A 23,315-nucleotide genomic window follows, 5' to 3' on the forward strand; every position below is an offset into this window, starting at 1 on the left:
GTCCCTCGGCTACCGCACCCCGGCCCAGTTCGAAGCCGATCTGAACTCGATCAACTAACCAACAAACGGTCCAAAAATCCGTTGCATCTCAGCAACCGAAACTGATTGGCAGTCAACAGCCGTGGAGGATAGCGGATTCGAACCGCTGACCCCTTGCATGCCATGCAAGTGCTCTACCAACTGAGCTAATCCCCCGTTACGGCGTTGCGACCGTTACCGGTCGCGTGCGGGCGTTTGGTAGGAGATGGACCGGACGCGTGCAAGAGGTTTTTGTCAGGAATTCGAAAGTCTTTCGATGAGGGACACCAGCGCTTTCGTCGCGGCGGCATGGACGGCGGCCTCCGGGGCCTTGTTGTCGACTTCGTCCGCCTTCACCACCGGCCGGGTTGCGACCCGGACGGCGGGCAGGCCGACCTCGAAAAGGGTCGACGAAAGATCGAAATCGTCCTCCAGGCAAATCGACTCGGCCGAAGAAATCTCGCCCAGCTCGCCGACGGAGCGGAACACCCGGCTCTCCGCCTCTCGGGAGCTGATCACCAGGGACGGGGCGGCCCCCATCGACTCGACGACCAGCACCTCCGAGGCGGATCGAGCACGCTGGCTGAAAAGCTCGAAGGTCTCGAGCAAGGGGCTCTCCGGATCGTAGGCGTGGGGCAGGAAGGCAAACACGACCGGCCGCTCTGGCTTGGCCGTGGCCAGAGAGCTTGCCGCCGCCATCACACTGGCCGTCCCGCTGGCATCCAGCTCGGCGCCCAGCGATCCGGGCCGCGCATCATAGCCGGCAATCACCCACAGCGGGGCAGCCTCGTCGTTCCAGCCCCGCAAGGTCACCATCAGGATCGGCCACCGCCCGGACGGGGTTGCGGGCCCTTGGATCCGCTCGACCCGGTAGCCGGCGTTGCCGGGCCCCAGGGCACCTTCGATCATGGCCGCTGCCCGCGTGAGCCCCTGCACCCCTGCCCCGCTGGAGGTGTGACGTTCGCCGACGAAGGTCAGAAACTTCCCCACGTCGTCTTTCAAGCCCGCCTCGTTCACCCCGGTGGCGAAGCGGATCTGCTCGACGTCGCGATCCCTCGACTGACGGTCGAAATACAGCCACATCCCGAGACAGGCGGAGATGACCAGCCAAAGTGGTAGCATCCAGAGAAACATGGCGATCCGGCGGGACGGTGGAGATGCGTTGGACACGCGCCATCCGTCCGCCAAGCGGCGTCGCCACGCAAGGCCCGAAATGGCTCCGGCTCCGCCAAGGTCCCGGGATTTTAGGATTGCACCCCGCCCCACCCGCGCCTCCCTTGCGTCGATGCCGTCATCGCTGAACATTCCCCAGACCTGCGGTGTGATGCTGCTGCCCGACTGCACCTTGTTTCCCCACGGCGGACTGCCCCTGCATATATTCGAGCCGCGTTACCGGATGATGCTCGACGAAGCGCTGCACGACACCTGCTTCTTTTCGGTCGGACGGCTGATCGGAAAGGAAACCAGCGATTTCTCACGCTGCAGCGCGCCGGTGGGCACCATGAGCCTGGTGCGGGCCTCGCGGGAGCTCGATGACGGAACCTCGAATCTCCTCGTCCACGGCGTGATCCGGGTGCGTTTCATCGAGTGGCTGGAATCCCCCTACCCGAAGGCGCGGATCGAACCCATCCCCTCGCTCTTCGAGCCGGAAAGCCAGGCCAGAGCGGCGCTGGAAGCGCTCCACGAAGCGGCCGAGGCCGTCACCCGGGACTTGCCGTCGGATGTCCGCGAGACGCTCAGCGCGATGACGACGCAGATCGATGATCCATCGATCCTGGCCGATGTCATCGCCCAGCAATTTCTCCACGACCCGGACGAACGGCAGGTTCTGCTGGAGATGGAATCCGCTGCCGCCCGGGTGGCGTGGATCTGCAAACGCTTCGAGTCCGGCTCACTGCAGTGAACGAATCACGCAACGGGGTGTTGAGCGCGGTGGCGGCGTTTTTCCTGTGGGGTATCCTTCCCATTTTCTGGAAGTCGCTGTCCTTCATCCCCCCAGCCTCGATCATTGCCCACCGCACGCTTTGGTCGCTGCTGCTCCTCCTGCCGGTGCTGGCCGGACGGCGGCAACTGGGAGAACTCTTCCGGAGCCTCGCGCCGCGACGCGGTGGCGGCTGGCACCTGCTTTCCGGCACCCTGCTGGCGGGAAACTGGCTCCTCTACGTCTGGGCCACCCTGAATGGCCGGATCATCGAAAGTGCCCTGGGCTACTACCTGAATCCCTTCCTCAACATGTTGGCCGGGGCGCTCTTCTTCGGGGAACGCCAGAATCGCCTCCAACTGACCGCCGTCGCGGTCGCCATCGCCGGGGTGGCATGCCAACTGCCGGCAGTGAAGGGCATCCCGTGGGTCGCCCTGGTCCTCGCCCTGAGCTTCTCGCTTTATGCGGTGGTGAGAAAGAAGGCGCCGCTCGGTGCCCTCGCCGGACTCGGTGCGGAAACCTTGATGCTGGCCCCGGTCGGCTTGGTTTGGCTGCTCTGGCAAGAGTCCCAAGGCGCCGTCATCTTCGGCGGATCCGTCCCGAGGGCGGCGCTGATCCTTTGCACCGGGCTCGCCACCGCCACACCGCTGCTTTGTTTCGGCCACGCCGCCCGCACCATTTCGCTGACCACCCTGGGAATCCTCCAGTTCCTCGCACCAACCTTGCAGTTCCTGATCGGCTGGAAGTTCTACGGCGAAGCGATGAGCCCGCTTCGCCTCGCTTCGTTCTCGCTGATCTGGGCGGCCGTCGCGATCTACGCGGCCAACGCCCTGCGTCGTCCCCCGGAAACGCAAAAGGCCGCCTGAACGAGGCGGCCTTCACAAAATGACGACGCGATGGCCGTTCAACCGATCTCGGTGCGGCCGGAAAGCTGGGCGCCTTCTTCCATCGAGAAATTCTTTGCCTTGATGTCACCATCGAGGCGGGACTTGGTCTTCAGCTCGCAGCGCTCGGAAGTGATCTTGCCTTCCACCTTGCCGAACACCTTGACGTCGCCGGCGGTCACGTTGCCCTTGATCATCGCGTTTTCGCCGATGGTCACCCGGCCCTTTTCGGAAATGATCTCACCTTCGATCTTCCCGTCGATGATCATGTCGTTGGAAAAGCGGATGGAACCGGTGATTTCGATCCCGCTGGCGAGGACGTTGGTAGCATTGGCCATGGCGGAGGAAATTCAGCAGAGCCCGGGCGGCTTGGCAATCCGATTCCCCCGTCACCCGGCATTCCGGCACCTGACCCAGTTTTTCCGTGCAGATCGCGCTGATTCTCCGCTAGAAACGCCTCGCAGTTCACGTCAAACATTTCCATGCCACGCGTCACCATCACCGTCCCCGAGCGCACCCCGCAACCCTATCGTTTCCAGCTGGACCGCATGAAGGTCAACATGGGCCGGGGCAGTGAAAATGACATCGTCATCGACTGCGGATCGGTATCTGTGCGCCACGCCGTGATGGAGCGCATCGAGGGCGGCTACCAGCTGCGCGACCTCGGATCGACCAACGGGATCAAGCTCGACGGCGTGGCCCGCGAGATCATCCCGCTGCGCCACGGCCTGTCCGTGCGGATCGGCGACGTAGCCTTCGATTTCACGCTGACCGAGGACGAGCGCGAGGCCCTGTCGCGCGAGAAGCCGATGGAGGAATCGCCCATCGTCCGCGAGGAATACACCGGTCCTCCGTCCAAGCGGGTGGCCGCCCGTCCCGGCCCCGCCGTCCACCGGCCGCTGGGTTCCGCGATGCAACAACCGAGCGCAGCCGCCAATTTCGGCATGGTGCTGCTGTTCATGCTGCTTTCCGCCGGCGCTTTTTTCGCGGGCCTCTACATCCGCTATTCGCAGGAGAACGACGGCAAGTCGCTGATCGAAGCGATTGCCAAAAAAGGCTCCCCGGCCACCGAGGAAGCTCCCGCAGAACCCGCGGCGGAGCCGGCCGAATAACCATGGTCTATTCGACTTCGTCGACGGTCTCGTCGCGCTGGTAGATCGGCAACTGCCGGTAGGGCACGGTGAACGCGAGTACCATCATCGTGGTGCCGTAGATGCGGCCGGCCTCGCGGCTGTTCCATGAGCCGTCCTCGGACTGCTTCTTGACATAGGTCTCGTACATCCAGTTCGCGTATTCGCTCCAGTAGCGACCGCCGATCTGGAAGGTTCCCTGGGCGTTGTAATAGTTGCCGTAGAACTCGAACTGGTCCCCCGGCAGGTCGCGGAAGGTCTTCATCACATAGTCGGCCGCTTGCACCGTTTCCGGGGTTCCGTGCGCGCCGCACAGCTCCAGGCATAGCAGGCCCATCCCGGTGAGGGACCGCGCATGCTCCGCGCGGTTGGTGTAGCCGAAGGACCCCTCCTTTTCGTCCTGATGGCGACGCAGGTAGGCAACGGCATCGGCGATCGCCTGGTCCGGGACCGCCGCCCCGTTCAACTTGGCCGAACGCAGGGCCATCAACGCCCATCCGCTGCACGACGTGTCGCTGTCGTGCGAACCCGGATGATAGCGCCAGCCGCCCTGGTGCCGCTCGTCCTTCTTGACCGCTTGCGCCTTGAGGATCAGCTCCAGCGCCCCCGGCAATGCCGCCGCGATCTTCTCCTGCCGCCCGGGATCGACCATTCCGCTGACTTCCGAGAGAAACAAGGTCGAGATGTTGTGAGCATACATCGGGCCGCTGCCGGCATTCCCTTTCTCGAACAAGCCGCTGTCCCGTTGGTTCGCCAGGACGAAATCAATGCAGCGGTTCAAGGTGTCGGCATGGGCGCCTTCGGTCGGCAGGTGTCCCTTTGAAAGGAAGGCCATGCCCGCCAGCGCGGGGATGCCGGTCGAATCCCCGTAGCTCTCGGGAAAGGTGCCATCCTCGTGTTGCACCCGTGCCAGATAGTCCAGAGCCAGTTCGACCGACGGGTCGACCCGGTCGCGCCACTCGGCGAACACCTCGTCTGCCGGTTGCTGGGCCGTCGCGAGCCCGGTGATGCCGATTACCGGCATCAGGCCGCGGATGATGGAAAGCACCCTTTTCATTCCTTGGTCATCGCATCGAAGTAGTCCCTCACCAACCCGCGGTATTCCTCGGGCACTCCGGCGCCAGCCGCGGCACCGACGTCCGACTTGAGGGTCGCCTGGATCTTCTCCCAATCCGCCGCACTGATTCCCAGTTTCGCCAGCTCCGGGGGCACCCCCGGGTCGGCCTCGCGCTGCCGCGGGCCCTCGTCCGGACGCTGCCCCGGAGGACCTCCCGGGGGCCCCGGCGGGCCCGGCTGCCCGGGTTTCGATTGGCCCTGCATGCTCTGGCGGGCTGCTTGGGCGGCCCTCGACATCGCCTCGGCGGCCTGTGACGCCTGCCCGGCAGCCTGCGCGGCTTGAGCCTGCCGGGACGCACGCGACGCCGCTTGGAAAGCCTCCGCCAGATCGGCCGGCGAAACCGGCGCCCGGTTCGGATCCGCCTGCTGTCCCCGGGCTTGCTCGGCACCCCGCTGGAATTCGTCGGCCGCCCGGTTCAGGGCATCGGCACTCCGCTGCAGGCTCCCGGCCGCCTGCTGATGCTGGCCCGCCGCCTCCTGCGATTTCCCCTGGCTGCCCTGCTCCGCGGCGGCCTGCGCCTGCTGGCTTCCTTGGCTGGACGAATCCCGGGCCTCATTCATGGCTCCCGATCCTTCCACCTGCGGCAATCCGGCGACCGCCTCCGCCAACGCTGCCGCCTGCTCCGCCTGCATCGATTCAAGGGCCTGGAGCGCCTCCTGGTTCTTTCCTTGTGCAAGAGCCTCCAAGGCCCCGGCGACCTGCTCTTGTCGCCGGGCCAACGCCTCGACCTGCGCTTTCCGCGACTCCTCCACGTCATCTGACGGGTGTTCCATCCCCGCTTGAGCGGCACTCTGGATTCCTTGTTCCGGGCTTCCTTGTTCCGGGCTTCCTTGTTCCGGGCTTCCTTGTTCCGGGCTTCCTTGTTCCGGGCTTCCTTGCTCCGGGCCTCCTTGCTCCGGGCTTCCTTGCTCCGGGCTTCCTTGCTCCGTGCTTCCTTGCTCCGTGCTTCCTTGCTCCGTACTTCCTTGTTCCGGACTTCCTTGCTCGGGAGAATCCGCAACCGCGTCGCGTAAAGCCTGCACCGCCTCCTTGGCCGACTTCGCGGCCGCTTGGTCGTCCCCTCGCGACAAAGCTTCACTCGCCTCCCCGGTCTCAGCGACCGCTTGCGGCAAGAGATCCGCCGCCTTGCTACGCTCCTGCCGCGCTTCGGCCAACTGCCCGGCCGTCGCCTCGGCGATCCTCTGCTGTTCTTGCGCCAATGCCTCACGGAGGCCGTCGGCTGCAGGTGGTGGCTCGGCAGCGTTCACCGGCATCGCCTTGGCCTGCTCCGCCAAGCGCTGCTGTTCCTCGCTCAACTGGCGAGCCTCGGCCGCAAGCTCGCGGGCCTCTTCCGCCTGGGCCTCCAAGGCCTCGGCGCGGGCTTGCGGCTGCTCGCGCAACTGCTGCCGGAGAGCTTCCTCCATCGCCTTCTGGAGATCCTTCCAGTCCTGCGGAACCGCTTCGTCCGGGGATGCCTCCGCCATCTGATCCGCCTGGCGGGCCAGCTCCGTTTGCTGCTGCGCGAGCTCGAGGAAGCGCGCGAGTTCCTCGATGCGCTGCTTCTCGCGATCCATCTGGTTCCGCACTTCCTCCAAGCCCTTTACCGCGGCCTCGGCCTCGTTGCGTGCTTGATCCAATTTGCCTTCCCGTTGTTCCTGATCGTCCTGCAATGGCGCACTCTCGAGGTCCTCACGGGCCTTCGCCACTTCCTCCGAAGCCTGTCGTACTTGCTCCGCCTTCGAGGCGTGCACGCTTTCCTCCATTCTCCCGGCCAGCTCCTTCAGATCCGCCTCCGCATCCGCCAGCTTCTCGCGAGCTTCGGCGAAATGCTTCTCGGCGTCCTTGCTCAACGCCTCGTTTCGCATCTCGCCCCGATGCCAATCCATCCGCTCGCGGGCCTCGCGCGTGGCGCGGATCGCCGCCTCGATGGTTTCCCTGGCCTCTTCGTGTTCGACCCGCAATTCCTGCCGGGCAAGCGACTCCGCATTCTTGTCGATCCGCACCAGCAGCCACTCGGAATGACCGACCCCCGGGCCGTCCAGGTCCGCGGGACGTCCGTCTTCGGCACGAACCCGCATGCGGATTTCCCAAGCGCCGGGCAGTTCCTCCAGCAATTCGCCCAATGCGACCTCCGTGTTCCCACGATAGCGGGCCGGCGTCGCACTCCCCGCAACTTTCTCCGGCAAATCCCTCCCCAGCCGGAACGGCTGCTTCCCTCCGGTCTTCACCTCGATCTGCAATGCCGCGACACCGTGGTCCTCCGTCACTTCATACGAGAGAGCCAGTACTTCGTCCGGCCGGACCCGCAATTCCTTCGCAACCGGCTTCAGCCACCGGACCAAGGGCGGCAGGTCATCGAGGACACGATAGGGAAAGCGCAAGGCATCGACCTCACGTCCCAGGCGATGCTTCAGCCAAACCACCGCTTCCCCGGATTCCCCCGCTTCCATTGTCCAACCCAGGCTGACCCGGCCACCGCCGGCCGAGCGCTCGACGTTGCCGTCGGCCAGACGCTTGCCTCCGACTTCGATCCACGCCGCTTCGATCGCCGTGTTGAGCTTGCCGGACAAGGTCACCTTGGTGCCGCGGATCGCTTCCACCCCGCGTCCCAGCGCCCGCTCCTGCTTTGGCTGTCCGGTGTATTCGGGCAGGGTCAGCTCGACCCGGGGATCGACCACGGCCGGCATCGGCCAGGAAGTCACCCGGAATGCATCGCTCTCACCCCGCCCCGCCCGGGCACGATAGCGGAAGCCCTGCCGCACCGGGTCCATCCGGTAGCTCCAGGCCTCGCCCGATTTCAACAGGGGCTGCGTCACCTGGCTGCCATCGTCGAAGTCCATCACCAGCTCAAGGTCCTGCTCCCGCCCTTCGTAGGCCACCTCGATCGAGACCCCGTCGCCTTCCAGCAACTCGACGTCTCCCGGCATCACCGTGAACCGGACCGCGGCCGCGTTCCCCAGGTCGCTGAAGGGCGCCACGGCGCGAACCGCCAGGCGTGCCGCTTCCCCGGGCCAGATCACGAACAAGGCCAGCAGCAAGGCCGCCAGCGCCATGGCCGGCCGCGCCCACCGGCGCCCCGCCCCCGCGGCCTTGATCTCCGTCCGTGCATCGACCTGCTCGATGTCCGCACCCGCCGCACGTGCGAGTTCATCCAACAACCCCGCCGAAGCCCCGCTGTTCGCATCGCGGATTTCCAGGATCGTGCTCATCCGCTCCTCGATCTCCGGATGCCGCCCCTCGATCCAGCGAGCCACCTGGACCAGGCCGATCTTCCTCGTGACCGGCTTGATTCCCGCGAAGAGGGCCGCACCCACTCCCAGCACCCAGGCCGTGAACATCGCCCAGCGTGCCGCCCCGGGCAGCGGCGCCATGAAATGATCGGCGGCCATCATCACCAGCAAGCCGCCCAACGCGACCGTAGCCACCAGCAGACCGCCGCGAAGCAACTGGGCCCGCCGGATGCGGCGCCTGACCCCGGCGAGCCGGCGTCCGATCTCCTGTCTTGATTGGTCCGAGTTCATGAGTTCAAGTCGATAGTTCTACGGGAGCCCGCCCCCTCTTCTGGTCACCCATTCCGCCGTCAGCAGGATCGCGAACAACCCGAGCACCCAGCCATTGTCCCACAGCGGGGTCTCGCGCAATTCCGTCCGCGCATTGCCATCCTTGAAAAACAATCCCGCCAATTCCGCCGCGGCGTCCGGCGTCACCACCTTGCCGCCGGAAAGCTGCGCCACCGTGTCCAGCAAGCCCCGGTTGAGCGTGGTCTCGGCCAGTTCCACCGGACCTCGGGAACCCACGACCCGAAGTCCGACGCTCACCCCGTTGGCCCCGTCCTCGGCCGTCAGACGGGCCACCTCCGCCCCCTGTAGACGGATCTCGTAGCGACCGGCATCCGCCAAGGGCTCCATCACCGCTTCATACAAGCCGCTCGAGTTCTCGACCGCCGACATCGCCACGCTCGTCAAGACCTGCCCGTCGCGGACGAGTTCGGCGGTCAAGTCGGTGGATTCGACGGGACTCAGCTCGGAGTCCCTCAAACGCGCCGTCACGGTGATCTTGTCATCGGCCGTGTAGGTCAACTGGTCCGTCCCCAGGCGGACGCGGGAAGCGCCCGCCCGCAGCACCGGCCCGGCACCCCAACGCACGAGGTTTCCCCAAAAGCGATGATGATAGAGGTCCCCGGCGCCCTCCCGCAGACGCCAGGTGCGATCCGTCAGCAACAACGCCACCTTGCCCTTGCCGGACTGGCGCGTGACCAGCAACGCGGACTTGGCCTCCTGCTCGCGGCGCTTGACCATCGCATCCAGCGCCTCGCCCAGATCCCGCCCCCCGGTCACCTGTCCCGGACCACGGCCATCGTCCGCCGTCAACAGCACTTCCGCCCCCTCCTTCAAGCCCGCGATCGGCTGGCGCCAGCGCAACTCGGGAAACCCGGCCCACACCGCGGCGTTCTCGGTCTCCCCGCTCGACTGCTGCGTCACCGGGTGCGCCCGGCCCTCGGATGTCAGGGAAATGCGGAACGGCTCCCCGCCCGCCGAATAAAAACTACGACGTCCCTCGTAACCCTCGACCGGAACCAGCTCCCGCCCCGCCACGGAAGTGAGGCCGTGCGGCATGAACTGCGGCCCCGCGACCATCACCAGCATGGCCGCCCGCTCCTTCACGCAGCCCGCGATGATTTCCCAGGTCGCCTCGTCGATCGCATCCGGCTCGATGTCACCGAGGATGATCACGTCGAACTTCCGCCATTCTTCGGCCGTCGCAGGCAATCGCGTCGCCTGGGCCTCGCCGAAAGGACGCGAAGCCGAAGCCGGGATCTCCTCTTCCTCCTGCCCCGCGATGCGATCGGGATGCAGGAGCACGTACTGGAGATGCACCGACTTGTCGCGCCCGTAGAAGAGGTTCCGGAGATAGCGGAATTCCCAGCGCGGGGTGCCCTCGACGATCAGGACATTGGTGCGAGCATCGGTGATCGACGTCTCGAAATCCCAGCCGTTGTTGTCGGCGAACCGCTCGCCCTCAAGGCCGTCGATCTCGATGCGGAATCCCCCGACGCCCCCTTCCTCGGGCACGGTCACGAACCGGACTTCCTCGCGATGGTGATCCTGCGGCACCTGCACCACCCGCTCCTCGAGCAGCTTTCCATCCCGCATCAGGCGGACCTTCGCTTGCTTGCCCTTGTAGCCATCGAACTTCAGGGCCGCGGCAACCCTCATCCGGTCGCCAAGATGGATTGCCTCCGGAGCTTTCACTTCCAGGATGGAGGCATCCTTGGGCGGCTCGACACTGCCGCTGGCGATGATGCCCACCGGAGCGTCGAGGATGCCGAAGCGCCGCGCCACGTCCTCGACGTGTCCCGGCCGGTTATGACGGCCGTCGCTGACCATGATCACTCCCGCCAGGCTGTCCGGCGGCACTTGCTCAAGAACCGTCCCGAGGGCAGACGCCAGGTCCGTCGCATCGTTCCAACCCGCCGCCTTCGACTCGCCGTCCTCACGGATGCTGCGGGCCGCCAGCACTGTGCGGACCTTCATCGTTTCGCCGATCCGGTCGAGAATTCCCGACACCTCCAGTCCGGCCTTGCCCAGATCCATCCGGGAGGCCGCGGCACCGTCGTCGGTCAGATGCATCGACGCCGAATCGTCCAGCACCACCACGACCTCGCGTTGCGGCTCCCGCTCGACCATGCGGACCCACACCGGCTCGATGAGGATCCACCCGAGGACTGCCAAGGCCGCCAAGCGCCAGGCCACCATCCACCGTGCCCGGCGGGGAGCGACGGCGCCGGACTCGTACCGATAGAGCAAGAGGATCGCCTCGATGGCCAGGGCACCGCCGACGGCGATTCCCCAAACCGGCCGGTCCGGGGTGAGACGCACGATCGATCCCAAGCCGGTGAGAACGCCCCACAGGACCAGGAAAACGATCGGGATTCGGATCAAATGCTTCATCGTCGTCATCTCCTGCCGGCCCACACCGCATCGTCGCCGAAATCCACCCTTACGTTCTCGGCGCTCCGCCTGGAGCGCGAAACCCATCGGGACAAAACGCTTTCCAACAAGAACAAGACAAACGCCGCCACCGCCAGCAGCTTCCAGATCTCGCGACCGAAGCCCTTGCCCTGCAGCACCCCGATCATGTCCTCGACCGAGCCCGGCTGGAGAAGATCGACATGACCCCGAACCAACGCGAGGTCATCCTCCGACCTCGGCTCGAAATGACTCTCCACCGGATCCCGGATCACCGCGACCGGCAGAACCGCCTTTTCAGGCAGGGCCATCAAATCGCGGAGACCCTCGTCGGCGCTCACCTGATAGATCCCGGGCACGGCCGGTCCGCTGATCGCCAGCTCGCGCCCACGCCGTGCCGGCCTCAGCGACGCTTCGCGCGGCAACCCGTCCGGATCCATCACCCGCATCGGCTCCGCGGTCTCCAGCGGTTCCGCCCGGAAGGCGTAGCCGGGAATCAGGTGCCGCTTGCCACCGGGCGGCTGCCAGAACAACTGGATCCGGGCGTCGCCGCCATCCTCCCGGTATTTCGCTCGGAACTCCACTGGTTTGCCTTCCTCCAACATCACCTTGCCGAGGTTCTTGTTGCCGTACTCGGCCCGCAAGGTGGTGTGGTCGCCGATCTTCACCTCGATGGTGTCATCGACCTCCGCGAACAGCTCGAACTCCCCGCTGGCGGGCGGTATCAGCTGACCCCGCCACTCGACGGAGAAGCGGTCCCGGCCCAGTCGTTTGTCCGGGCCACTACCCTCCCAACGGAAATCGATGCCCGGATCGACCCTGACCAAGGCCGGTCGGCCGCGCCACTCGGGATTCTTGTAGTAGCTACCGGTCAGGCCGCCGGATGCGCCGTGGAGATCCACCGCCGGGCTCCACGCCGCCTCGACATTGAGATCGGCACCATGACCTGCCGTCCACGCGACCAGTTCGTGAACCAGCGGCACGAAGGTTTTCAACGCCGGCAAATTCCCGGACCGGGCATCGAAAGCACAGGTGGCGAGCATGCAACGCCCGTTGCCATAACCTCTGGCGGCGAGGAACGTGTCGCCATTGAGAAAAGCTGCCGCTTGGACGCCGCCCCCGGCCGCCCCGAGCTTCCACCACTGCCGGACCTTGGCCGAGTCGATGTCCGTCGACTTGCCGTCCTTGAAGATCGAGACCGCCTCGTGGAGGAAGGTCGCCGAAGCGGGTGAAACGCCGTCCTCGCTGACTGCCATTTCACCGAGCGTCATCGGCAACAGCAGACCATCGCCTCCCTTCCACTCGTTGTAGAAACCGGCATCGGTCCGTGGACCGGCGATCACCAGCAAGCCGGCCCCGTCGCCAACCATCCCCGCGAGCTTCGTCGAAATCCGCTCAGGCAAACGCGGCACGTCCGCGAGCACGACCACCGCCCGGTCCTCGAGATCTTCCGGCTTCAACTCCGGTGCGGGGATCACCTCCGGATCCATCAGGAAATCCGCGCCCGCATCCTTGCCGCGGCGAACTTCCACCGAAGGCGCGAGCGCCAGCGCCGCATACCCCGATGCCCGCTCGAAGAACGAGCCGGCCGGATTGCCGTCAACCAGCAACACCGGCAGCTTGCTGCGCACATCGACCACCCGCTCGGCCCGGTCGTCGGTCCTCAGGTCATCGCCACTCTCCATCCGGGCGGAAATCACCTGCGGTCCGGGCTTCCGGAATCGATACTGGAACTCGACGGTTTCCTGCTGTCCCGCCACCAACAATCCCACCGGCTTCTCCGCCACCTGCTCGCCGGCAATTTCCAGGCTCACCGGCCCCGGGGTGACCGCTTCGGTTCCGGTGTTCTCCACCAGCACCCGCAGCGTGACCTCGCGGTCGGTGCCGACCACACGGCGCGACACCTCGATCCCGGCAATCGCGACGTTGCGCAGCACGGCCGGCACGCCGAAATCACGCAGCAGAAGCTTCGGCTTCGACGGCAGGGCCGACCAGGCTTCTTCCAGACCGTCCCAGGCATTCGGATTGTCGAATCGCCAGCCACCGCGCTGGGCATCTGTGAAAACAACGATCTCCTTGGTGGCGCTGGTACCTTCAGCCAGTCCGAGCGTCGCCATGCCCAGCGCTTCATGGGCCCGGAAGGTTCCCCCCACCGGCCTCAGCCCGTCGAGGACTCCCAGCACGTCGGCCCGGTGCGTCAACGGCGACGCCGTTACCGCCTCCGGGGCCGGTCCACCGAGGATCACGAGGAAGGCCGTCCCGCGGGGAGCTTCCTTCACCAGTTCCTTGGCCTCTTCGACCGCGTGGGCAAACACCGTCTTGCCGTCCCGGGAAAGTTCCATCGAAGCCGAGGCGTCGATCACCAGCGCCACGTCCCGGCGACCGCTGGCCTCGAAACGTTTCAAGTTGAGGTTGCGCTCGAACATCACCAGCGCGGCGGCGCCCAGAAGCAGCAACAACGCCACCGCCCGCAACAGCCAGCGAACCTTCCCGGACAGCACGACTGAGCCGCCGGCCAGCGCGATCCCGACAAGAGCCGCCGGCAACACGAACAGCCATGGAACCGAAGAATCCGGCGGCACGAAAGGCCGTGCCACGGCGAGGGCGACCAAGCCTAACAGCAAACAGCGGGCCGCCATGAGGAGCAGGTCCTCCCACTCCATCTTGCGCCGCCTCATCGCCACCGTGTCGAAGAGGAAGCGCATGGCGCCCCAGTCAATCGGTTTCGCCGCCTGCCGCCTGACCAGATGGATGATGATCGGGATCGCCACTCCCGCCAATCCGGCAAGCAACCATGGATTGAGGAACAGCATCTACTTCCGGCCTCCCAGGTAGCGCAACAGGGTATCCCGCAGCGGGGTTTTGGTGTTCACCGCCACGTAGTCGGCCCGGAGCTTCCCGCAGGCACCGTCGATCTTCTTCACGAAGTCGCGGATCTTCTCGAGGTAGGCGGCCCGGATCGCCTGGGGATCGATCCGCAGCATCGCCTCGACGCCCTCGAGATCGCGGAAACGCTGGAAATTCTTGAACGGGAAAGTCAGCTCTTCCTCGGCGAGGAGATGGAAGACCACCAGCTCATGCTGGCGGAAGTCGAAGTGATGAAGCGCCTCGATGATCTTGTCCGGGTCGTCGAAGAGGTCGCTGATCAGGATCACCAGGCCACGCCTCGGAATACGCTCCGCCACGCCGTGCAGGACGCCGCCCACGTCGGTATCCTCCCCGGCTTTGGTGTCGTGGAGTTCGTCCAGGATGCGCCGCACCTGGCTCGGGCGGCTGCCGCTGCGGATGAAGCTCCGCACGGTCTTGTCAAAGGTCACTAGGCCGGCGCCGTCGCCCTGCTTGACGAAGAGGTAGGCCAGCGCGGCGGCGAGGTGCTTGGCGTATTCGAGCTTCGAAAGCACCGTCTCCCCCGACCTGGCCGCGTGGTCGCCGGTGTAGTTCATCGATCCCGAGACATCGATCGCGAGGGTCGCGCGGAGGTTGGTCTCCTCGATGTACTGGCGGATCACGTTGTGATCGCTTTTCGCCATCACCCGCCAGTCCAGGTTCTTCGGATCGTCGCCAGGGACGTACTGGCGGTGCTCGGCGAACTCGACCGAGAAGCCCTTGTCCGGCGACGTGTGCCGCCCGGTCAAGGTGCCTTGCATCCGTCTCCGGGCATACCACTCGAGCCGGCGCATCACGCCCATCGTCTCCGGCGGGAGGAGCCGCATGCACTCGGGCAGCTTCAGCGAATCACCGGACATGGGGATCAAACGACGAGCTCTTCGCGCGGGGCGAGGGTCTTGATCAGGCGCTGGATGACGTCGTCGCTGGTGACGCCTGCCGCCTCGGCGTTGAAGGTCGTTAGCACCCGGTGGCGGAGCACCGGAGTGGCCACCGCCGCAACATCGCCGGTGGTCGCGTGGAAGCGGCCTCGCAACACGGCGTGGGCCTTGGCCGCGGAAATCAGGCAGATGCCCGCCCGGGGCCCGGCACCCCAGCCGACCATCTCTTTCACAAAGTCCGGCGCCGAGGCATCCTTCGGCCGAGTCGCACGGGCGATCTTCGCGGCGAAATCGATGACGTGATCACCGACCGGGACCCGCTTCACCACTTCCTGCATGCGGAGGATTTCCTCGGCATTCATCAACGGGGTGATTTCCGCGGAGCCCGGGCTGGTGACGCGGCGGATGATCTCGCGCTCTTCCTCTTCGCCGGGATAGTCCACCACGATGTTGAAGAGGAAGCGATCCAGCTGGGCCTCGGGGAGCGGGTAGGTTCCCTCCTGTTCGATCGGGTTCTGGGTGGCGAGGACGAAGAACGGTTCCGGCAAGTGCAAGGTGTGTTCGCCGACGGTGACGTGATGCTCCTGCATCGCCTCCAACAGGGCCGCCTGGGTCTTGGGGGGCGTCCGGTTGATTTCATCGGCAAGCACCAGGTTGGAGAAAATCGGTCCATGCACGAAGCGGAACCCACGGCGGCCGGTTTCCGGATCGACCTCGAGGACGTCCGTGCCCGTGATGTCCGCGGGCATCAGATCGGGGGTGAACTGGATCCGCTTGTAGCCGAGATCGAGCGCCCGCGACAGGGTGGAAACCAGCAGTGTCTTGGCCAGTCCCGGCACGCCGACAAGCAGCGCATGCCCCCGGCAGAAGATGGCCATCAGCGCCTGCTCGACCACCTGCTCCTGCCCGACGATGACGCGCCCGAGTTCCTCTTTCATCCGCCCGTAGGTCGCGTGGAGTTTTTCGACCGCCGCCTTGTCGTCGTTGCTCATGATCCCGGGCATACGCCCGGCCCTTCCATCAAGTTGCATCGAATCAAACGCGTTCCGAAGTTTTTCCCGCTGTCGCGGTACTCGCCAATCCACGGGTGGCCGGTTAGGCTCTTCGGCGTGGGTTTCATGAGGCTCCTTGGCGGCTTGGTGACCGGCTTCCTCCAGTATCTCGGGGAGGTCTCGATCCTCATTGGCGACATCTTCGAGTCCTTCGTCAAAGGCAAGATCCGCTGGCGCATTGTCATGCAGCAGATCGTCGAGATCGGTCACCGTTCCCAGCCGGTCGTGATCGTGACCGGAGCGTTCACGGGTGCCGTTCTGGCCGCCCAGTCGCTGTTCCAGTTCAGCATGCTCAACATGGAAACCGGCGCCGGTGCCTTGGTGAGCGTCGCGATGCTGCGGGAGCTCGGGCCTTCCGTCACCGCCCTGATGCTGGCCGGCCGCGTGGGTGCCGCGATGGCCGCGGAGATCGGCACCATGAAAGTCACCGAACAGGTCGATGCGCTGCGATCGATGAGCGTCCACCCGGTCGACTACCTGGTCACCCCGCGGGTGATCGCCATGTTGGTGGCGATGCCGCTCCTCATCGGCGAGTCGGCGGCATTCGGGATCATCGCCTCGGTGATCGTTGGAACCGGACCCTTCGGTGTGAACGAAGCCTATTGGATGAACCAGATGGGGAAGTTCACCGACCTCAGCGACATCACCATCGCCCTGATCAAGGGCATGGTGTTCGGCCTTCTGATCGTGACGATCTCCTGCCACCAGGGCATGAAGGCCAGCGGCGGAGCAGTCGGGGTCGGCCGCAGCACCACCCGGGCGATGGTCTTTTCCGCGCTCGCGATCCTGGTCTTCAACTTCTTCCTGACCCTGCTGATGAACATCGTGTTCCCGGCTGGCCTACACCGCGGTTGACGCTCACGCGGACAACCTCACCGACGACGGGTCGGGATCGATGAAATGCCCCCAGCTTTCGTGCGACGGGGAATTTTCGCGCATCCCGAACATCGGCCGCCAGCGCGGCGCCGACGGCTTGCGGAGCGGATGCATGTTCGCTTCGTGGGTCAGCTTGTTCGCCTTGCGCGTGTTGCAGCGGATGCACGACGTGACGATGTTCTCCCAGGTCGTGCGCCCTCCCTTGTCCCGGGGCAGGACGTGGTCGAGATTCAGCTCCGACTCTGTGAAAATCTTCGCGCAATACTGGCAGGTGTGTTTGTCGCGGAGGAACACATTGCGGCGCGTGAAGCGCACCTCCATCCGCGGCAGCTTCTCGTAAAGCGAGAGCACGATGATCTTGGGAACCCTCAGTGCCACCCGGACGGTGTGGATCATTTCCTCGACCATCTCCATGGAAGAATGCTCCACCCACGAACCCAGATCGTGGGTCCGGAAGCGTTCCTCACCCTCCGTTTGCACCACCTGGGCATGCCCCAGGAACAAGAGCTTGAGGGCACGCCTGACGGAGCAGGTTTGCACCGGTTGCCAGAACCGGTTGAGGACGAGGACGGGATAGTCGAGATGCGCTACCATGCCTTTTCCCAGCAATTGCCGCGGAAGCTAGCAGGAACGCCGCCTGTCGCAAGGAAAAGCTTGGAGTGGCGGAAATTACGGGAACCAACAGGGCTTCAGCGCCGGGACCCACGGACTTCTCTCTTGCACCGGCCCGACTTGGACCCAAACTTGTCGGACAACTTCATGAAACTCCAAAGCACCATCGCCGCCCTCTTCCTCACCCTGAACCTCGGTTACGCCGCGGAGCCTGGATTCACCGACCTCTTCAACGGCAAGGACCTCACCGGCTGGAAGAAGGTCAATGGCAACGGCGAGTACCGGATCGAGGACGGGCAGATCGTCGGCTTCGGCGAGAATGTGAAGTCGAACACCTTTCTGCGGACCGAAAAGACCTACAAGGATTTCGATTTCCGCTTCGAGATGAAGTTCGACGACTTGAGCGGGAACTCCGGCATGATGTTCCGCGGCCTGCAAAAGGACGGTCAGGACGGCAGGGTTTACGGCTACCAGTGCGAGCATGACAACGGCAAGGCACGGGCCTGGACCGCCGGACTCTACGACGAGGCGCGCCGCGGTTGGCTGCAGCCGAAGAGCGGTGACAAGGCGGCCGAGGCGGCCTTCACCAAGCAAGGCGGGAAGCTGATCAAGTGGGAGGACTGGAACGAGATCCGCATCGTTTGCGAGGGCAAGCACATCCGGATCTGGCTCAACGGGAAGGAGCGCGTCGATTACACCGACGAGGCCAAGGAATTCACCCCGGAAGGCTTCTTCGCCCTTCAGGTTCATTCCGGCAAATCCTGCAAGGTCCGCTGGCGCAATCTCCGGATCAAGGAGCTCTGATCCCGCGCTCAGCGCTCTTCCGGAGTGGTCAATTCGCGGAAGGCATCTTCAATTGCCTCCGCGCCGCCGGTGGCCGGGGTGACGAGGGTCGCCGCGGCATCGAGCTGCTTCTGGAGATCGTCCACCGGCTTGTCCGCGGTTCCGGATATCCGGATCGTCGCCCACGAGCGGCCCTCCTTGCGGTTCTTGAACACGGAGCGCAGCGCACCCGAAGCATTGTTGACGGAGGCCACGGGCAACCCCACTTCGAGGACCCCGTCGATCACCCCCTGGCGGTCGGAAGCAATCTTGCCGGTGATGACGAGGCGTCCACGGGATTCGAGACGAAGGTCTTCGATGCCCGAGGTATTCCCGTCGCGAACGATGACCCCGGAAGTCTCGACGTCGTAGCGCAGGTTCTCATAGGCGTCCTCGCCAAGCTCACCGGCGAGGATTCCGAACATCTTGAGCCCGATAATCCGGGTTTCCGAGGACGCGGTGGCCTTGAAAGGGATCCGGCACGCCAGTGAATACTTCCTCCCGGAAACGAGAGTGATAGTTCCGTCCCCTTCTTCCTCGGGAGACTCCACCTCAGCGGTCAACCACATGCCGAACGCAGGATCAACCAGCGAACTCAAGCTGGAGTGCTGGACCCGGACCGGCAGCTCCGTCTTGCCGCCGCTCATGTCGACCACGACCTTGCCGGGATTGGAGATTTCAATTTCCCCTTCCGGGCTGCCCTCCGGAGCCAATCGGATGGTGCCAACCCGGAAGCCACCTTGCTCGAACTGAAGGGACGCCAGGATCAACTGGAATTCCCCCCATCCATCGAGGGCCATTTTGCCGCGCTCAAGCTGCAGGTTCGCGACCGATGCGGTCGGATCGAGCACGGTCAGCGACGCCTCGCTATCGCCGAGCTTCAGGTCGGGCGACTTGCTGCCACCCATCAGCAACTGGAACCGGGGACTGCGGTAGCGGAACTGGAACGGACACTCGCCGGAACGCTCCAGCGGAAGGGCCGACGTACCGCTCGGGCGTCGGAGGATCAGCGTGCCGCCATTCGTCGCGACCATCTCGGCGCCTTTCCAGGTGCCGCCGAACAAGCTGGTGACGTGCAGGTTGCCACGAACCCCCTGAAGCTTGAGCGACTCAAGCACCGATCCCTCGGGCCAAGTCAATGTCATCGCTCCCGCCCCGGCACTGACCGGCGAGGCGCGAAACTGGGTCAGCTCTGGTTCCGCCCCAGACCATTGCCGGATCTTCTCCACCACCGACGCTTGGTAGGCCGAGCTATTGAGATAAATGAGCGCCGCGAGGAAAGCCAAGCCAGTTCCCGCGACCATCACGACCGCGGCGATCACCTGGGCCACCCGCAAACGGCGCTGCCGCTTCTCCTTCTCCTTCTTCGGCTGCCGGGTGCGGCGCTTGCGCTTCCGCATGCGGTAAACCTGGGTGCCATCCTCGCGGGTCACGAGTTCAGCCTCGCCGTCGCTTCGCCCCTCGCCACGGGAGCGCAGGCGCCCCATCATTTCATCGATGGAATAGTTCTCCGGCTCGGGATCGGTGGCAGGCATCGCGGGATGGGAATCAGGTGGAACACGGGCATGCTCCACATGATGCGGCGGGGGTCAATTGTCCCGGAAGGGCCGGCCGGTCGGATCGACGACTTTCACCGTCACGAAGAAGACGATCGCGGTCTTCACCGGCGAGTAGACATCGCTCTGGAACATCCGCCCGATGAGCGGAAGATCCCCGAGAATAGGCGTCTTGTCCTCCACCTTCTGGATTTTCTCCTGAAGCATGCCGCCGATGATCAGCGTCGCTCCGTCCGCGATCGTCAGGTTGGTTTCCGTCCGCATCGTCGAGAAAACCGGCATCAGGATCTCGTTCGACGTCAACACCACCCGGCTGCCACCCGTGAAGCTGGTGGCGAAGCCACCAAGGGACTGCGGAGCATCACCGAGAATGGGCGTGCCGTAGTTGATGAAACCGTCGAAGTCGGTGACCGATGGCTTGAGGACAATGTCGATGTAGTGCCGGTCGGCACTGACCGTAGGCAAAACATCGAGGATCACTCCGACCTCGCGGGTTTCAAAGCTGGTCGGCGTCGCGGGAGTGATCGGCGTCTGGCCCAGATCCTCGTTGAACACCTCCCCGGTGTCCAAATCGACCAGCCCGCCACCGCCGACCGTGTTCGGCAATTCCGGCGGCTCGTATTCGGTCGGGTAAATGAACTCGCGGATGACCTCGATCGTCGATTGCTGCCCGCTGCGCGTGGCGGTCGACGGGCTGACCACGAGATCCACTCCCGTCTTCTGGTCCAAGCCCCGCATCAACATCGTCAGGTTCGAATTGTTGACCACGGCATTCGCCCACAACACCCCCGGCGCACGCGAGGTACTCGCGCCGAAACCGGTGCTGTATTCGAGCAAGAGGGCATCAATGCTGTCGCTGGCGATCGCTTCCCCGCCACTGCGGTTGCCCGTGGTGATGGCGCGACGGAAAAACTCGCCGGAAGGCAAGGCGATGTCTGCCAAGTTGCCCGGGTTGTCAGACCCGCCGGTCAAGGTGAGTGCCTGCGTGCCGGGAGTAAGTCCTTCGCCTCCGAGGCTGTAGCCACCGAGCAACCAATCGAAACCAAGTTCCTCCAGGACACGCTTCTGCGTCTTCAGCATCTTCACCTCGACCAGCACCATCGCGGGCTCCGTGCTCGCGGCGGCTTCGACAATCTGTTCGACCATCGCGTGGTTGGCTGAAGTGTTGTGAATCCGCAAGGTGCTGCTCCCGGCATTGAAATTGGCGGTCGCCCCGTCAGGGAAAGAGACCCCCTGCTGCTTGAGAACTTCCTCGGCGCTCAAGCGCCGCGCAAGAAGACCTTCCGATCCGTCATCCGCGGCGAACGGGTCGTTGGCCCCGTCATCGCCGGACCCCGCACTGCCGCTGGTGAGGAAATCGGGCGGCACCCGGTAGCTGCGGGTGATCATGTCGCTCGAGTCCGAGCCCGCGGGCCGGATGGTGACGGCGTATTCGTGGGCAACGTGGACGGTGCGCGTGATTTCGCAGATGTAGCCGAGGACCTGGCTCAGCGGCACGTTCCGCAGCTGGAGGTTGATCTTTGTGGCCATCGTGCGCTGCCGCGGCTCGGAGTCCGAGGGGCCGAGATCGAGCACGAAATTGACGCCGCGCTGGGCCGGATCGACCTCGAAAGTGTCGAGGTCCACCGATTGGGCACGGAGGAAGTCAAGGGCCTCCTGGATATTGACCTCATCGAAATCAACGATCGGAAGAATCATCCGATCCATCTTGTTCGAAATCAGCATCCTGCTGTTGGTGATCGAGCCACCTGCCACCAGATCCGCTGGCACCTCGGCCGAGGGCCGCACCCGGAGCTCCCAAGCCTCGTCGACCTGCGCCAGCATCGAAGCACGAGCTTCGTCGTAGGCGGCACGGGCATAGTCGGCACGCAGCTGCTCGATGACTTCCATGCCGCGGCGGGCCGCCTTGTTGGTGGGGTCCACCCTCAGCACCTCTTCATAGGTGCGGAACGATTGGTCATACTCGCCGAGATCCTTGAAGCCTTCCGCCCGATAAAGCAGGTTGCGGACTTCCTCGACGTCCTTGGTGTGGTCCAAGGTCGCGGCCGGGTTGGTGCGGATCGGATCGTCCAGCTGCTCCCGCATCGCCAGCGCGCTGCCATCATCCGGAGCAACCGACTCGTCCAAGACACGGTCGATGGTTTCCCCCGCCCCGGACACGTCGCCCAAGCGGCGCTGCTCGCGGGCCCGCTCGACGGTCGCCTGGACGAGGCGTTCGGTGGCGGCCTTCCTCTGCGCGGCAGTGGCCGGTGCATCCGGCAAAAGCTCACGGGCCCCGGTGTAGGCCTCGACGGCATCGGACCAGCGACCGGCCTCGTAGGCCTCGTCACCCTTGATCAGGAGTTCCTGTGCCTCGGCGGCATTGGCAGCCCGTCGCTGCAACTCCGCCTGAGCCAGGTTCGAAGCCTGCTGGGCGGGGAGAGGTTGCGACAGGAGAAGACAGGTCGCCGGCGCAAGCGCCAGCAAGCGCGCACGGGAAACGAAATTGGAGGTCAAACGATCGTTGATCGGCATCGGGGTTTCCGGGACGTATAGAGACCGCTTTCGCTGAGCGTAAGCCGAAAATCCGGGAAATTTCAGCGATCCTCGCCATCAAGCCCACGAAGTAAATACAGTGCCTCTGCGACGTCGTGCGAAATCTGCTCTTTCAGCGCGTCCAGCGATTCGAATTTCCGTTCGTGGCGGAGATGTTTGATAAATTCGACCTCCAGGATCCGGCCATAGAGATCCCCGCTGTAGTCGAACAAGTGGACTTCCAGCACCCGGTCCTCCCCATCCACGGTCGGCCTCACCCCCAGGTTGGCGACGCCGTTCCAGCGCCCCGCCCCCTCCCGCACCCGTACCGCCCACACCCCGTCCGGCGGAAATTGCTCTTCGCCCCGCTCGACATTGGCGGTCGGGAAGCCGATCTGGCGGCCGAGCTTGCGACCCTCCACCACCTTGCCCTCCACCGTGTAGCGACGACCCAACATCCTGGCGGCCGCATCCAGACTCCCGTCCCGGATGGCCTGGCGAATGCGGGTGCTGCTGATCCGTTCGCCGTCCATCATCACCGGCGGCAAAGCCTTCAAGGTGAACCCGAGGTCCCCGGCATAACGGGCCAGCAAGGCGACGTCCCCCGCCCTCGCCTTGCCAAAGCGCCAGTCATCGCCAACCGCGATCGTCTTCACCCCCACTGCCACGACTTCCTGCACGAAGTCGTCCGCGTCCTGCGCGGCCCGCTCAAGATCGAAGGTCAGCGCCAACAGGAAGTCGACGCCCATCCGCCCCAGAATCTCCGCCTTGTGGTCGAGCGAGGCCAACAAGCGGCGCGGGGCCGTCCCGGGAGAGAGGACCCGGATCGGATAGGGATCAAAGGTCAGCACACCGCAAGTCCCACCCTCGCGAGCGCGCGCGGCGATCGCCTGCCCGATCACTTCCTGATGCCCCCGGTGCACGCCATCGAATACCCCGAGGGCCAGGTGATGGGGTCCTTCGACCCGCGCGAGTTCTTCAATTGCCGTGAAACGCAGCACGGCCGGAGCATGAACGCGGCACCGGGAAGGTGAACCCCGAAATTCGGCGTTCGTCTTTCTGGACTTCCAGCGGCGGCCCGCCGACGCTCCGCCCACC

The 23,315-nt window shown here is 64.9% G+C and carries 17 protein-coding genes and 1 tRNA gene; 5 read left to right on the plus strand and 13 right to left on the minus strand.

Annotated elements, in window-relative coordinates; all coding sequences use genetic code 11:
* Positions 1-122: 122 nt before the first annotated feature.
* Both IG178_RS05155 and IG178_RS05160 read right to left on the minus strand, forming a co-directional pair.
* Positions 123-195: transfer RNA gene (locus IG178_RS05155), tRNA-Ala, on the minus strand.
* A gap of 78 nt (positions 196-273) precedes the next feature.
* Positions 274-1,140 (minus strand): M28 family peptidase, encoded by an 867-nt coding sequence (locus IG178_RS05160; RefSeq protein ID WP_193211458.1) that lies wholly within the window; start codon positions 1,138-1,140, stop codon positions 274-276.
* Between the two features lie 163 nt (positions 1,141-1,303).
* On the opposite strand from IG178_RS05160, the gene IG178_RS05165 reads away from it, so the two are divergent.
* Both IG178_RS05165 and rarD read left to right on the plus strand, forming a co-directional pair.
* Complete coding sequence (locus IG178_RS05165) at positions 1,304-1,921, plus strand: LON peptidase substrate-binding domain-containing protein (RefSeq protein ID WP_193211459.1); 618 nt, start codon at positions 1,304-1,306, stop codon at positions 1,919-1,921.
* The gene (gene rarD, locus IG178_RS05170) at positions 1,918-2,805 is read left to right on the plus strand and encodes an EamA family transporter RarD (RefSeq protein WP_193211460.1); all 888 of its coding nucleotides are present in this window, start codon (positions 1,918-1,920) and stop codon (positions 2,803-2,805) included. The genes IG178_RS05165 and rarD overlap by 4 nt, the downstream gene beginning before the upstream one ends.
* 38 nt (positions 2,806-2,843) lie before the next feature.
* Here the strand turns inward: rarD and IG178_RS05175 are convergent, their stop codons facing one another.
* The gene (locus IG178_RS05175; RefSeq protein ID WP_193211461.1) at positions 2,844-3,161 is read right to left on the minus strand and encodes a bactofilin family protein; all 318 of its coding nucleotides are present in this window, start codon (positions 3,159-3,161) and stop codon (positions 2,844-2,846) included.
* Between the two features lie 144 nt (positions 3,162-3,305).
* Here IG178_RS05175 and IG178_RS05180 point away from each other — a divergent pair, with 144 nt between their 5' ends.
* Positions 3,306-3,935, plus strand: a complete 630-nt coding sequence (locus IG178_RS05180; RefSeq protein WP_193211462.1) for an FHA domain-containing protein — start codon at positions 3,306-3,308, stop codon at positions 3,933-3,935.
* Between the two features lie 7 nt (positions 3,936-3,942).
* On the opposite strand, the gene IG178_RS05185 is transcribed toward IG178_RS05180, so the two are convergent.
* Genes IG178_RS05185 through IG178_RS05210 form a run of 6 tightly spaced genes read right to left on the minus strand, consistent with a single transcriptional unit; the run spans position 3,943 to position 15,777 of the window.
* Complete coding sequence (locus IG178_RS05185) at positions 3,943-5,001, minus strand: prenyltransferase/squalene oxidase repeat-containing protein (RefSeq protein WP_193211463.1); 1,059 nt, start codon at positions 4,999-5,001, stop codon at positions 3,943-3,945.
* 5 nt (positions 5,002-5,006) lie between these two features.
* Positions 5,007-8,570: a DUF4175 family protein gene (locus IG178_RS05190; RefSeq protein ID WP_193211464.1), complete on the minus strand. Its 3,564-nt coding sequence runs from the start codon at positions 8,568-8,570 to the stop codon at positions 5,007-5,009.
* A gap of 18 nt (positions 8,571-8,588) precedes the next feature.
* The gene (locus IG178_RS05195; RefSeq protein WP_193211465.1) at positions 8,589-11,000 is read right to left on the minus strand and encodes a hypothetical protein; all 2,412 of its coding nucleotides are present in this window, start codon (positions 10,998-11,000) and stop codon (positions 8,589-8,591) included.
* 5 nt (positions 11,001-11,005) lie between these two features.
* Positions 11,006-13,831 (minus strand): PA14 domain-containing protein, encoded by a 2,826-nt coding sequence (locus IG178_RS05200; protein WP_193211466.1) that lies wholly within the window; start codon positions 13,829-13,831, stop codon positions 11,006-11,008.
* The gene (locus tag IG178_RS05205) at positions 13,832-14,764 is read right to left on the minus strand and encodes a DUF58 domain-containing protein (RefSeq protein WP_193211467.1); all 933 of its coding nucleotides are present in this window, start codon (positions 14,762-14,764) and stop codon (positions 13,832-13,834) included.
* 5 nt (positions 14,765-14,769) lie between these two features.
* Positions 14,770-15,777, minus strand: a complete 1,008-nt coding sequence (locus IG178_RS05210) for an AAA family ATPase (protein ID WP_193211468.1) — start codon at positions 15,775-15,777, stop codon at positions 14,770-14,772.
* Between the two features lie 126 nt (positions 15,778-15,903).
* On the opposite strand from IG178_RS05210, the gene IG178_RS05215 reads away from it, so the two are divergent.
* On the plus strand, positions 15,904-16,692 hold the full coding sequence (locus IG178_RS05215) for an MlaE family ABC transporter permease (protein ID WP_193211469.1): 789 nt from the start codon (positions 15,904-15,906) through the stop codon (positions 16,690-16,692).
* A gap of 3 nt (positions 16,693-16,695) precedes the next feature.
* On the opposite strand, the gene IG178_RS05220 is transcribed toward IG178_RS05215, so the two are convergent.
* On the minus strand, positions 16,696-17,307 hold the full coding sequence (locus IG178_RS05220) for an HNH endonuclease (protein WP_193211470.1): 612 nt from the start codon (positions 17,305-17,307) through the stop codon (positions 16,696-16,698).
* Between the two features lie 165 nt (positions 17,308-17,472).
* On the opposite strand from IG178_RS05220, the gene IG178_RS05225 reads away from it, so the two are divergent.
* Positions 17,473-18,129: a 3-keto-disaccharide hydrolase gene (locus tag IG178_RS05225; RefSeq protein WP_193211471.1), complete on the plus strand. Its 657-nt coding sequence runs from the start codon at positions 17,473-17,475 to the stop codon at positions 18,127-18,129.
* Between the two features lie 8 nt (positions 18,130-18,137).
* Here IG178_RS05225 and IG178_RS05230 read toward each other — a convergent pair whose 3' ends face one another.
* The 3 genes from IG178_RS05230 to IG178_RS05240 form a co-directional block, all read right to left on the minus strand.
* A complete protein-coding gene (locus tag IG178_RS05230; protein WP_193211472.1) occupies positions 18,138-19,682 on the minus strand; it encodes a hypothetical protein in 1,545 nt (514 codons plus the stop codon).
* Between the two features lie 54 nt (positions 19,683-19,736).
* The gene (locus IG178_RS05235; RefSeq protein WP_193211473.1) at positions 19,737-22,217 is read right to left on the minus strand and encodes an Amuc_1098 family type IV pilus outer membrane protein; all 2,481 of its coding nucleotides are present in this window, start codon (positions 22,215-22,217) and stop codon (positions 19,737-19,739) included.
* A 62-nt stretch (positions 22,218-22,279) separates the two neighbouring features.
* Positions 22,280-23,218: a bifunctional riboflavin kinase/FAD synthetase gene (locus tag IG178_RS05240; RefSeq protein ID WP_193211474.1), complete on the minus strand. Its 939-nt coding sequence runs from the start codon at positions 23,216-23,218 to the stop codon at positions 22,280-22,282.
* Between the last annotated feature and the right edge of the window lie 97 nt (positions 23,219-23,315).

It is taken from the genome of Neoluteolibacter marinus, from assembly GCF_014904755.1.
GTDB classification, from domain to species: Bacteria; Verrucomicrobiota; Verrucomicrobiia; order Verrucomicrobiales; family Akkermansiaceae; genus Haloferula; species Haloferula marina.